Annotated in this window: 5 protein-coding genes; 1 reads left to right on the forward strand and 4 read right to left on the reverse strand. The window is 72.2% G+C overall.

Features of this window, described 5'->3' with window-relative positions; genetic code table 11:
• Nucleotides 1-62 precede the first annotated feature (62 nt).
• Genes ACZ6I3_RS14320 through ACZ6I3_RS14330 form a run of 3 tightly spaced genes read right to left on the reverse strand, consistent with a single transcriptional unit; the run spans nucleotide 63 to nucleotide 5,919 of the window.
• Complete coding sequence (locus ACZ6I3_RS14320; protein WP_469414599.1) at nucleotides 63-2,357, reverse strand: Hsp70 family protein; 2,295 nt, start codon at nucleotides 2,355-2,357, stop codon at nucleotides 63-65.
• Nucleotides 2,354-3,928: a dynamin family protein gene (locus ACZ6I3_RS14325; RefSeq protein ID WP_469414600.1), complete on the reverse strand. Its 1,575-nt coding sequence runs from the start codon at nucleotides 3,926-3,928 to the stop codon at nucleotides 2,354-2,356. The genes ACZ6I3_RS14320 and ACZ6I3_RS14325 overlap by 4 nt, the downstream gene beginning before the upstream one ends.
• Nucleotides 3,925-5,919, reverse strand: coding sequence for a dynamin family protein (locus tag ACZ6I3_RS14330; protein ID WP_469414602.1), 1,995 nt, complete (start codon nucleotides 5,917-5,919; stop codon nucleotides 3,925-3,927). Before ACZ6I3_RS14330 ends, ACZ6I3_RS14325 begins: the two co-directional genes overlap by 4 nt.
• 249 nt (nucleotides 5,920-6,168) lie before the next feature.
• On the opposite strand from ACZ6I3_RS14330, the gene ACZ6I3_RS14335 reads away from it, so the two are divergent.
• Nucleotides 6,169-9,390, forward strand: a complete 3,222-nt coding sequence (locus ACZ6I3_RS14335) for a glycosyl hydrolase family 95 catalytic domain-containing protein (protein WP_469414604.1) — start codon at nucleotides 6,169-6,171, stop codon at nucleotides 9,388-9,390.
• A gap of 94 nt (nucleotides 9,391-9,484) precedes the next feature.
• Here the strand turns inward: ACZ6I3_RS14335 and ACZ6I3_RS14340 are convergent, their stop codons facing one another.
• Nucleotides 9,485-12,088, reverse strand: coding sequence for an alpha/beta hydrolase family protein (locus ACZ6I3_RS14340; RefSeq protein ID WP_469414606.1), 2,604 nt, complete (start codon nucleotides 12,086-12,088; stop codon nucleotides 9,485-9,487).
• Between the last annotated feature and the right edge of the window lie 389 nt (nucleotides 12,089-12,477).

A 12,477-nucleotide genomic window follows, 5' to 3' on the forward strand; every position in this document is an offset into this window, starting at 1 on the left:
TCGTCGGTCACGTCCGCCGACCGCTTGGCGGAGAACCGACGCCCGATGGCCCATAGATCGGGCTAAGGGCGGAAAAGTTCCCCGCTCCACACGGATACTTTTCCGCCACCGGCCAGAGCCAGTCGGGTTCCGTCGTGGGACCAGGCGAGATGGGTGATCGGGGCGGGGGAGTGGGCGAGTTCGGCGATGGGGGAGCAGGACGTGCTGTCCACGATCCGGCACCAGCCGGTCCGCAGCGCGATCGCCAGCATCCGGCCGTCCGGTGAGAACTCCAGGACCGTCGGCGCAGTTGTCGTCAGCTCCGCCTCACCGACTCGGATCGTCGCGGTGGTCGCGGACCGGCCGTGCGGGGACGATTCGGTCACCGCGACCGGGCCGTCGGGGTGGACAGCCGCTATCCGCAGGTTCCTGCGCAGGGTGAGGGGCCTCTCCCCGACGATCCGCCCAGCGCCCTCGCCACACGCCACAAGTGCGACAGCGGCCTGTTTCGACGCCCAGACGACCTCGCGCCTCCCTGAGCACGCCCCCATCAGCAGCCGCTCGGGTACCGCGGTCTTCCGGGCCGTCAGGTTCAGCACGCGCCGGCCTTCACCGCGAACGGTGTCGATGGTCCAGAGGGAGACCGACGGCTTCGGCGCGTCCGGATTCTGTGTGACGGCCACGGCCAGGTGGTCCGGGCCCACGGGCAGCGCCTGCACGACGCGGACACCTCGGGCGCAGCCGGAGGGAACCAGCCCGACCCGCTCACTCCCTGTCCGTCGGCTGTTCAGCGCGAGACGGAGCGCGGTCCGGGAGTCCAGGTCGGCCACCACCAATGACTCGCCCCCGGGTTCAAATCGCGCTTCCCCTTGCGGCAGGCGGTACGCCGCGACCGTTCGCGCTCTCGCGCCTTCGTCCCATTCCCGCACACCGTGCGGGAACGCCAGCCTCAGCGTCCCCTCCCTGGTCCATCCGATCGCCATGACGTCGTCCGCGGCTGCTCGCAGCAGTGGCGCATGGGCATCCGGCGCCGCCTGTGCCGTCGTGACCAGCCAGTCCCCCGAGAGAAACCGCCCGCCCGGCTCCGCGTGCCAGCGCCGGATCTCGCCGCGGCGCTCCGCGCGCAGCCGGTGCAGGGTGCCCTCGACCGACCGTACGTCCGCGACCACGGCGCCTGCCTCGTACGGCTCGCCCTCCGCGACCACCGGACCGAGGAAGACCCCGGAGCCCCCGGGCACCGTCCATGCCAGAGGTTGTGTCCCGGGCGGCCCGGCGGTGGGCCGCAGATCACGGGACGGGGCCCGCGAGGCCCAGGCCGCCGCCCCCCGCACCACGGCGAGCTGGGGGTTCTCCACGTGCCGCACCGGGATGCCCAGGGCCCGTTCGAGATGCTCCCGGACCACCGGGCTGCGGCTGCTGCCGCCCGCCATCAGCACGGCCGCGAGCCCCTCCGGCCGGACATCCGCCTTCGCGAGCAGGTCGCGGCAGCATTCCACGGTCCGGCCGAGCAGCTGATCCGCCATGGAGTCCAGTACGGCGCGCTCCAGGAGTACGACCTCGCCGCCGGGGGAGAGATCCTCCACCTGGCCGGCGGTGCTGAGGTCGTGCTTCAGCTCGCGCACGAAGTCGCCCGTGGCGATCCCGCCTCGCAGCGCCGTCACCTCGTCGGCGTCCCCCGGCACCCCGGACAGACCCGAGTGGCGTTCGGTCAGGTGCCGCAGGAGAGCCGCGTCCAGGTCCCGGCCCCCGCAGTCCTCCAACGAGGCGTGGCCGAGCACCTCATGCCGCGCGGCGCCGATCCGCACCACGGCGGCGTCGAAGGTGCCGCCTCCGAAGTCGTGCACGAGGATCACGTCCCCGGCGGCGAACCGGGCTCCCACAGGATGGGCGTACGCCGCCGCCACCGGCTCCACGAGCAGTTCCGCCCGGTCGAGCCCTGCGTCGGCCGCTGCCAGGATCATCGCGTCGCGGCGCGGATCGGCGGGGCCGTACGCGGCGGGGACGGTGAGGAGCACATGGCGCGGCGGCCGGCCCAGCATGCGGTGTGCCTCGGCGGCGACCGCCCGCAGTACGGCGCTCACCAGCGCCGTCGCCGGGCAGGGACTTCCGTCGACCAGGAGTGGCACGCTACTGCCGAGGTCCCGCTTGATCTCCGAGCGGTAGCGGGACGGGCGCAGCCGCTTGCCGCGCTCGGCGGGGGAACCGACCAGAAGTCCGCCCGCCCCGTCGGCGAGCACCGAGGAGGGCCAGAACACCGCCCCGGTGGCCGGCTCGTGCAGGATGCGTAGCGAGTCCCCCTCCACCAGAGCCGCCTGGGTGGTCGTCGTCCCGAAGTCGACTACCAGGACCGCTTCCGCGGGAGTTTCGGTCGGGCTCATTCGGCCATTCCTTCCTGCCCGGAGGCGATGCGGTGGTGGAGAACCTCGTAGGCCTGGCGCATCGTCGACTGCGCCTGACGCGCGGCCCCGTACGCCGTAGGTGCCGACAGCTCCGCGTGCCAGTGGTCCAACCGGGCGCGCGCCGTGCGGAGCAGCAGTGCGCGATCCGCTTCGGCGGGCAGTCCGAGCCGGGCGGCCGCGCCGGTGCCGTGCTCGCCGGTCACCCGGAGGAGCTCCGCAGTCTGCTCGGCAGGCAGCCCGAGCCGTCCTTCGAAGTGGTCGCGCAGCGCGCGTAGTTCCGCGTACGCCTGGGAGTGCCGCAGTTCCACGGCGGTCAGCGCCCCGGCCACCGCCTCCACGGCCCGCGCCGGTTCACTACGCAGCGACCGGGCGGTCAGCTCGGCGAGACGCGGCACGGTCCGGAACGCCTGCGCGGCCTTGATGAGATCGGCGCGGCCGCCGAAGTGGTCGCGCAGCAGGGCGCGCAGCGCGTCGACGCCGGACACCCGGAGGAGTTCGCCCCGCAGCGTGCCGACGGTGTCGGCTCCCTCGCGCAGCAACCGGCACGCCTCCACCACACCCCAGCCGCCGAAGCGCCCGAACAGCCGGGCACGCTCCCCGGGGGAGAGCGGGAGACCGGTGTCCGGGCCGGTGAACGCGTCGCTGTGGGCCGCACGTTCGGCCAGCAGCCGAGGAGCCGTCGTCGTGGCCAGCCGCGACAGGCCGGCGAGGTCGGTGGCGTCCATACAGGCAGCCCCGGAGCCGAGCAGTCCCGCCACCGGGACCACCGAGTACAGCAGCCGGGAGGTCCCCGCCGTGCTCATGAGCTGGTCGGCGAGCCGCCCGGCGGGCCGCATCGGATCGGGCGCGTCGTCCGGGTCCCACAGCAGTTCGACCTTGTTGAGGACACCGACGGTGTTGAGCGGGCCGAGGCCGGGAACCTGGGTCATGAACTCGGCGGTGAGCCGTATGTCGTCCCGGTGGGCGCCGCGCGCGGTGAACGTCAGGACCATGGCGTCGGCCCGCGCGCTCTCCGCGAGGGTCGAGTCGGTGAGGTCCTGTCCGGTCCGGCCGAGGAGACGCAGTGTGGACGCCGACTCCGGGCCGGTGAAGGAGTCGAGGCCGGGGGTGTCGATGATCTCCAGTCCGGCGAGCTGTCCGTGCGGGTGACAGGTCTCCAGGTGGTCGATCCGCCGTAGCGTCGCCTGCCGATCGGGATCGTCCGCCGACCGTACGGTGAGCGCCTCCAGTTCGGACAGGTGCTGGTGCCGGGTCACGGTGCCGTCCAGATAACGCACGGTCAGCAAGGGCTCGGCGCCGTGGCGGAATCGGTTGACCGTCATCGTCAGTTCAGTGACCCCGGTCGGTGCGATCCGCTCGCCGAGCAGCGCGTTGACCAGGGTGGACTTGCCCGCGCTGACCCTGCCGACCAGGGCCACGGAGAACGGTGCGGACAGCCGGTCGGCCTGGTCGGCCAGGGTGCGGCGAAAGGCCTCCGGCAGACCGTCCGTGGTCGCTGTGTCCCGGAGGACGTCCAGTGCGGCTTGGCGGAGAGCCGCGGAGTCGCTCACGCTTCAGGCCCGGCTTCCGGCTCCGTGCCGGGCTGTGGGCGCGGCCCGGTGTCCCGCCCCGTTCCCGGGTCCGGTCCCGTGGTGCCGGGAGTCGCTCCGGGTGCCGGCGGCAGGTCCGTGTCGGCTTCCGTTACGAGTTCGGTGACCAGGGCCGCGAGCTGGGCCACCTCCTGCCCGGCGGCGAGCAGCTCCGTGTGCTCCTGCGCCAGCGTCTCGTGACGGGCGCGGGCCTGCTCGCGCGTGGCCTCGGCGGTCGCCTTCAACCGTTCAAGGGTGTCGCCCACGGTCTCGGTCTGCTGCCGCAGCAGGCTGTCGAGTTCCTGCTCCGCCCGGTCGGCCGCGGTTTCCAGCAGGTTGCCGAGCCCGTGGACGATGACCCGTTGCTGGCGTCCGCGGGCCATGCCCAGCTGGTCCCGCAGGTTCCGGCGACGCGTCTGCAGCTCCTGGTGGCGGGCGGCCTTGACCCCACGCAGCAGGCCCGCCAGCAGCCCGGCCGCGGCCCCGATCGCCGCGCCCAACGGGCCGAACACGGTGCCGCCGATCGCCGCCCCCATCGAGGCCCCGAACGCACCGTCACGGCCGATGGGCATGACCTTGCCGGGCTGCTCCTCGGCGCCGAGGTCCGGTTCCAGCCGTAGCGGGCCGACGGCGTCGATCCGGCTGTTCGCGGTGGGACTGAGACCGATGCCATGGCGTTGTGCGAATCCGGTGACCAGCGCGTTCAGTTCGGACTCCGCGCGGCGCGCCGTGGCGCCGGCCACCGCCGCGTACGCCGCGGACACCTGCGCGGCCAGTTCGTCCGTGTCGTCCTGGAGAGCCTCGTCGTAGAGGTACTCCGTGCACACGCGCTGCCACACGGTGTCGAGTTCGTCGTGCAGGGCCATGACCAGATCCCTGCGCAGATCCCTGAGCTGCGACCGCAGTGCCGTGCGCCACTGCGCCCCGGTGCTCCTCAACTCGGTGATGCGCTGCTGGCCGGCCTCGGCCTCCGCCCGCATCCGGGAGAGTGTCTCGTCCGTCTCCCGGGCGAGCGCCTCCTGTTCCGCCGTCAGCGGGCTCAGCAGCGCCTGCACCGCGGCACCGGCCTCCTCCAGGGGGCGCGCCAGCAGCAACCGGGCGCGGCGCCGCCGCAAGCCCCTCCAGAGGACGGCCTCGAACAGCGGGTAGCCGCTGTCCTCGTCCGGCGCGTCGGAACCGGAGTCCAGGTACCGGAGCCTGAGGCGCGTCGAGACCGGCAGGACGGAGGTGTCACCCGTGGGCCGGCCGGTCAGTTCGGCGAGCTTCGCGCATGTGTTGGCCAGCATCTCGCGCCGGTCGGCGGGGGCGGCCTGGTCCGCCCGGGTGAGGACGACGAGCAGCCCGTCCTCGTCGGGGCCGGAGTCCGTCGCGGTGACGGCATGCCCCAGGAACCGCAGTTCGCTCGCCGTCAGCGGCGAGGTCATGTCGGCGACGAACACCACCGCGTCGGCCGAGGCGAGGAACCCCGTGGTCATCGCGGTGTGCTCGGGGAACACGCCCCCCACGCCCGGTGTGTCGACCAGGGTGACGCCGTCGGCCAGCTTCGGGTGGGGCAGCAGCACTTCGATGAGCTCGGCCCGGGCCCGGTTGCCCGGGTTCGCGCTCTCCGTCACGTACTGCGCTATCTCGTCGAGAGGGATCGCCCGTGCCTCGGTCTCGCCGCCCGCGTCGCGCAACCGGGCCGTGGCCTGCGCCTGCGGACCCCAGCCCACCGTGGTGACCACACTGGTGGTCTGCAGCACATCGACGGGGAGGAGACCCTTCCGCTCCACCAGGGCATTGACGAGGCTGGACTTGCCGCGGTTGAACTCGCCGCAGACCACGACGACGATCCGGCCGTCGGCGAGCCTGCGCGCCGCCTCGCGCAGCCGCGACTCGGTCTCCGCCAGCGCCCTCTTGCCCGCCGCCGCGGCGAGGTGCTCCAACATGCGCGCAGTCCGGGCCGCCAGTGCGCCCGTATCGAGTCGTTCCATGCCGTCCTCCGCCTCGCGACACCCGCGGTCGTTCGCGACGACCACTGACCTCTCTTGGATTCGGCGTGGGGCGGCTTTGTTCCCCTGGTGCGGACCCGCCGGGTGCAACCGATGCCAGGCGGGTCAGTGGTGCACACCTATAGACATCCGATCTATTCCCCGGCGACGATGTTCGCGCCCCCGAAGGATGTCGAAGTGACTGTCACTTCCTCCGCGAAAGAGCCGATGAATGGGCCGGGAGATCTCACCGTGATCAATGAATCCCAACCGCAGCGACGCAGCATTCTCAAGGCAGGCGGTGGCCTCGCCTTCGCGCCTCTGCTCGCCCAGTTGACCGGCGGAACTCCCCTGGGACAGGCCGTTGCCGCAGGGGCCGACGCGCCGGCGGCCGTCCCGTGGCCGACCCTGTCTCGCGGGGCGTTGACCTACTCCGTACCCGCCAGGGACTGGCAGTCGCAGGCCCTGCCGATCGGCAACGGCCGGCTGGGTGCCATGCTCTTCGCCGATCCCTACGAGGAGCGCGTCCAGTTCAACGAACAGAGCCTGTGGGGCGGCGTCAACAACTACGACAACGCTCTCGCGGGCAAGCCGGACAGTGATTTCGACACCGGCATGACCGGCTTCGGCTCGTACCGGAACTTCGGCGATGTCGTCGTCACCTTCGCTCCCCGTGCGAGTCCGAAGGTCACGGCCCCGGGGGGACCGTACAGCAGCTCCTCCTCGGAGGGTGTGGACAAGACGTACGACGGCGACTCGAGCACCAAGTGGTGCATCGAGGGGCCCGGTGCGAAGGTGCGGTGGCAGGTCGAGCTTCCCGAACCCGTCGCGGTCGCGTCCTACCGTCTGACGAGTGCCGACGACGTGCCGCAGCGCGACCCGCGGGAGTGGACGTTCTCCGGTTCCGCCGACGGCGCCACCTGGACCACGCTCGACAGACGCACGCTGGAAGGGCCCTTCGAGAGTCGCTTCCAGACGAAGGAATTCACCTGTGCCGACCCGGCGGCCTACCGCTTCTACCGGTTCGACTTCGTCCCCGAGGCAGGCGTCAGCCACTTTCAGGTGAGCGAGATCGGCCTGTCAGGCGTCGACCTCGGCGCGGGCGGTGTGCTGTACCTGTCGTCGCCGAGCGCGCACTCCAAGGGCTCCGGTTCCGGCTCCGGCGCCGGGACCCGGTCCCGGGCCACGGACATCTCATCCTCAGTGGACGGCGATCCGGCCACGGTCTGGCGGGTCGACATCCCCGCACCAGCGGTCGTATGGCAGGCCGAGCTGCCCCGCCCGGTCGCCGTCACCTCGTACGCGCTGACGGCGGCCCCGGACCGCCCGAAGGACGACCCCCGGCAATGGCGGCTCGAGGCGTCGCAGGACGGATCCGCCTGGACGACCCTCGACACGCAGAACCCCGGAGCGCCCTTCGCCGGCCGCGGCGAGACCCGGACGTTCCGGATCACCGACAGCACGGCCTACCGCGTCTACCGGCTCACCCTGACCCCCGGCGCGTCGTCCACCGGCTTCCAGATCGCGGGGATCGCGCTGGAAGGCAGGGGCTTCGACACGCGCACACAGCGGACGGTCGTCGACTACCGGCGCACCCTCGACTTCGTCAAGGGGCTGCACGTCACCCGCTTCGGGGCGCCGGGACGGCGCGTCCTGCGGGAGGCCTTCGCGAGCCGTTCCGCGGACGTCATGGTCTTCCGCTACACGTCGGACCGCGCCCGTGGACTCTCCGGAGCGATATCGCTGACGTCCGGACAGGACGACACACCGACGACCGTCGACGCCGGCGCCCGCCGGATCGCCTTCAGCGGTGTCATGGGCAACGGCCTCAAGCACGCGTGCACCGTCCAGGCCGTGCACACCGACGGCGACATCCGCGCCGACGGATCGATGCTCCGCTTCAGCGGCTGCACCACCCTGACCCTGCTCCTGGACGCCCGTACCGACTACAGGCTCGACGCCGCCGCCGGGTGGCGCGGACCCGATCCGGAACCGGGCATCGCCCGGGCGCTCGGCAAGGCCGCCTCCCGGTCCTACGAGAAGCTGCGCGAGAAGCACATCGCCGAGACGCGTGCCCTCATGAACCGCGTCTCGGTCGACTGGGGCACCTCCGACCCCGCCGTCGTCGCTCTGCCGACCGATGCCCGGCTGGCGCGCTACGCGGCGGGCGGGGCGGACCCGACACTCGAGCAGACGATGTTCGACTACGGCCGCTACCTGCTGGTCGGTTCCTCGCGCCCGAACGGCCTGCCCGCCAATCTCCAGGGCCTCTGGAACGACAGCAACCAGCCGGCATGGGCCTCCGACTACCACACCAACATCAACGTGCAGATGAACTACTGGGGAGCCGAGACGACGAACCTGCCGGAGTGCCACGAGGCACTCGTCCGGTTCATCGAGCAGGTGGCGGTGCCCAGCCGTGTGGCGACCCGCAACGCCTTCGGCAAGGACACGCGCGGCTGGACCGCCCGCACCAGCCAGAGCGTCTTCGGCGGCAACGCGTGGGAGTGGAACACCGTTGCGAGCGCCTGGTACGCGCAACACCTGTACGAACACTGGGCGTTCACCCAGGACCTGGGCTACCTCCGCACCCTTGCGTACCCGATGATCAAGGAGATCTGCGAGTTCTGGGAGGACCACCTCAAGGAGCGTGCGGACGGACTCCTCGTCGCGCCGAACGGCTGGTCACCCGAGCACGGGCCGCGCGAGGACGGCGTCATGTACGACCAGCAGATCATCTGGGACCTGTTCCAGAACTACCTCGACTGCGAGGCGGTGCTCAAGGCGGACCCCGCCTACCGGGCCAAGATCGCGGACCTGCAGGCGCGCCTCGCGCCGAACAAGATCGGCAAGTGGGGTCAGTTGCAGGAGTGGCAGGAGGACATCGACAGCCCCACCGACATCCACCGCCACACCTCGCACCTCTTCGCGGTCTACCCGGGCCGCCAGATCACTCCCGGAACGCCCGAGCTCGCGGCCGCCGCCCTCGTCTCCCTCAAGGCGCGATGCGGCGAGAAGGAAGGCGTCCCGTTCACGGCCGCGACGGTCTCGGGCGACAGCCGCCGCTCGTGGACCTGGCCCTGGCGGGCGGCCCTCTTCGCCCGACTGGGCCAGGGGCATCGCGCCCAGATCATGCTGCGCGGACTGCTGACCTACAACACGCTGCCCAACCTGTTCTGCAACCACCCGCCGTTCCAGATGGACGGCAACTTCGGCATCTCGGGCGCCGTCGCCGAGATGCTCCTGCAGAGCCACGACGGCGTCATCCACCTGCTGCCCGCCCTGCCGGACGACTGGAAGGCCAAGGGCTCCTTCAGCGGACTCCGTGCCCGCGGCGGCTACGAGGTCGGCTGCGAGTGGCGCGACGGGAAGGTCACGTCGTACAGAATCGTCGCCGACCGGGCGCGGAACCAGCGGAAGGTCACCGTGCGGGTGAACGGCGTCGAGAAGAAGGTGAAGCCGAGCAGGCCCTGACGACCCCAGGAGACGAGGGACGCGGGTGCCGTGAACTCCGGCACCCGCGTCCACTTCTGCTCGGCGGTCGGTCAGGGCGTCCGAGCCGTTTCGCCTACGGCGCGTCCACCACCGTGCCGTCGAGCACCGGGCCCTCCACTTCGCCGCGGTCGTCCGCCCAGACGGAGATCCGCAGCCGCAGTGACTCCTCCGGCTCGCTCACCCCGTCCACGACGGCGGGTACGGTCACCTCCGTGCTCAGCTTTCCCGCGGGTACGGTGAGGTCCGGGTGGAACATCTCCACCTCGGACAGCGGCCGGGCCGGGCTCGGTGACTCGCCGGTGTTCTCCTCGAACCATCGCGGGTCGACGTCGGCGCTGGACAGTTCCGCGCCGCCGTCGACCGGCGCGAACGCGGCCCCGAGCCAGAGATCCGTGTCGGCGGCCGCGGACTGCTCGATCCGCCACTTCAGGCTCCGGCCCTCGACGACCCGGCCCGCGACCGGCGTCGCCCTGAAGGTGGGCATCGGATCGTCGTCCTTCACGATCAGGCCGCCGGCATGGTTGCCGACCACGGCGCCCCGGACGGTCTTCGCGAACACCTGGTGCGCCGAGCCGTAGCTGAAGCGGGTGTTGCCGCGCACCTCGACCGGCACGTCGACGCTGCCGCCGCCGGGCCGCACCGTCACCGTCCGGGACGTGACCGCACGGGTCTCGGGGTCCGCGACGAAGAGCCTGATCCGGCCACTGCCCTGCCCGGAGAGCCGCACCGGCACCTTGTAGGTCCGGACTCCGGAGTCGCCCTCGTCGGCCGTCATCCGGCCGATGTCGACGCGGGGCAGCGCGGCCGGCCGCACCGCCGCCATGCCCGGACGCCAGCCCCAGGCGTCCATCAGCCACGCCCGTCCCGATCCGCTGCGCGGGGTCAGTGCCAGGGACTTCACCCGCTTCAGATCCAGCCCGGCCGCCCTCGCCGCGGCCAGCGGTACGCGTACCTCCTGACCCCAGTACGAGGCCGTCCGGTCGGAGCCGGGCAGTCCGTCGAGGCGGACGGCGCCGAGCGTCGCGTGCCGGCCCGCGGTGTCCGCGAGGGACACGTCCATGCGGGTGCCGGTGGTGTTCGGCGGCACGATGACCCGCAGGGCCAGCGACTTGGCTCCGCTCAGGGAGACCGGCCGCCCCGGCCGCACCCGGACCGCGGAACCCGGCGTCGACCAGTCGAGCGCCACGGCGTCGCGGCCCGGTTCCCGCTCCGTCTCCCACTCGGCGAAGTGCGGTGACCTGCCGGGGGTCTCGGGGTTGAGACAGGCGGTCGCGGGGTCGGGGTCCACCTGCGCGCACAACCGGCCGCCGTCCACGGTGACCGGGGCGTCCGGCAGGAACGCGGCGGTGCGACGGGCGCCGACGGCGTGGGTCATGACCCGCGCGGGACCCGCGGACGCCGCGCGGACGCCCGAGCCGTCCAGCAGCGGCCGGACCCGGTCGTCGCCCGCGACGAACAGCCGGGCCGCGGCGGCGATGTACGTCGAACCGGCGGCCTGCTGCCGCCCGGCCGTCAGCCGCGTCGCGGTCCCCGGCGCGCACACCGGGTCCGGCGCCTCCTCCTCGTCGTTCCAGAAGTCGTCCTCGGCCGGCGCCTCGGCCTGCCCCGGCGTCCACTCGGTGTTGAAGTAGTTGTGGTTGGCGCCGACCATGTAGACCGCGCTGTGCAGGGCGGCACCACGGCTCACGCCGCGTGTCCCGTCCACGTAGATCTCACCCTGCAGGTCGGACACGTCACCGTCGCAGCCCGGCAGGATCGTCATGGACGGCACATCGGGAGCCGGGTTCTGCCCGAAGACGGTGGGGCCGATGAGGACGTTCCCGCGGATCTTCCAGCGCACCGGACCCCGGTAGCCGTCCTTGTCCGCGGGCGGCTTGGCGAGGCTGTCCATCGCGGCCCGGTTCACGCCCTCGCCGCCGCGCGAGTGACCGACCAGGAGCACGCGCGACAGGTCGGCCCGCGCGGCCTTCCGCACGATCGCGGGTGCCCCGGCCCGTCCGGCGCCCGACCAGTCGGCCCAGCGGGCGAGGTGCTGACGCACCAGGGAGGAGCGGGCTTGGGTTCCGGCGTCCTGCGCCGCGTGGTCCTGCCCGTTGATGCCGTTGGCGGATATGGACACCGTCACATACCCCTGGGACGCCAGGAGTTTCTGGTCGTGCAGATAGCCGCGGTAGCTGGGTATCGGCTTCGAGCCGGTGGGGCAGGGCCACTCGCCGAGTGCCTCACCGTCCGCCCCTCCGGTGAAGCAGGTGGAGTGGCGGCCGTGCAGGAAGAGGGCCAGCGGCCGATTGCCCTGGGCACCGGCGGGTGCGGTGACGGTCGCGCGCATCTCCACCGGGGCGGGGAAGTCGGGCAGTTGCACCGACTTCAGCGTGTACTCGCCGCTGACCGTGCGGTACCGGCCGGGGACACCGGGGTCCACGGGGTTGGCCGGCGGCAGGGCCGACGGCTCCGACGGATGTGCGGGCTGCACCCGCTTCCCGACGGACCGGCGCTTCGAGTCGGCCTTGACGCCGGCCTCGTCGAGGCGGCGCCCCGCGGCCCGCACCTGCAGGTCCTTCGCGGCCCCGAGCGTCACGCCTTCGAGGCCGAGACGGAAGGTGTGCCCGTCCTCGCCGGCCACGGGCCGGCCCAGGAGCCGGTCTCCGGAGTAGAACTCGACGGCGGCGTCGCCCATGGGTACGGGTCTGTGCGAGCGCCAGGTCAGCTGCTGACCGGATCTCTTGCCGGTGATCTGCCAGCCGGCCGGCAGGCCACGGTCAGGGCCTGGGCCCGGGCCGGCGGATGGGGCGGACGGGGTGGGGTCGGCGGCCGGCTGGGCGTGCGCCAGTCCTGGCGACCCCACCACCACCGCCAACAAGGCCGCAGTGGCGACCAATGTGCGCCGAACATGGGTCAACGTGCTTCTCCTCCGGATCGGCTCCTGCGCCCGGACCCACAGGTGTTCCAGGTGTCCCGGGCGCCTCTTTCGTTCCTGAGGAGAAGAGGGGGAAGCAGGGGCGGAGGGTTGCTCGAAATTGATCCCCTACGGCTTCAAATCGATCCATTCGCAGGGTAGTTGCCTGC

It is taken from the genome of Streptomyces sp. NPDC041940, from assembly GCF_055589465.1.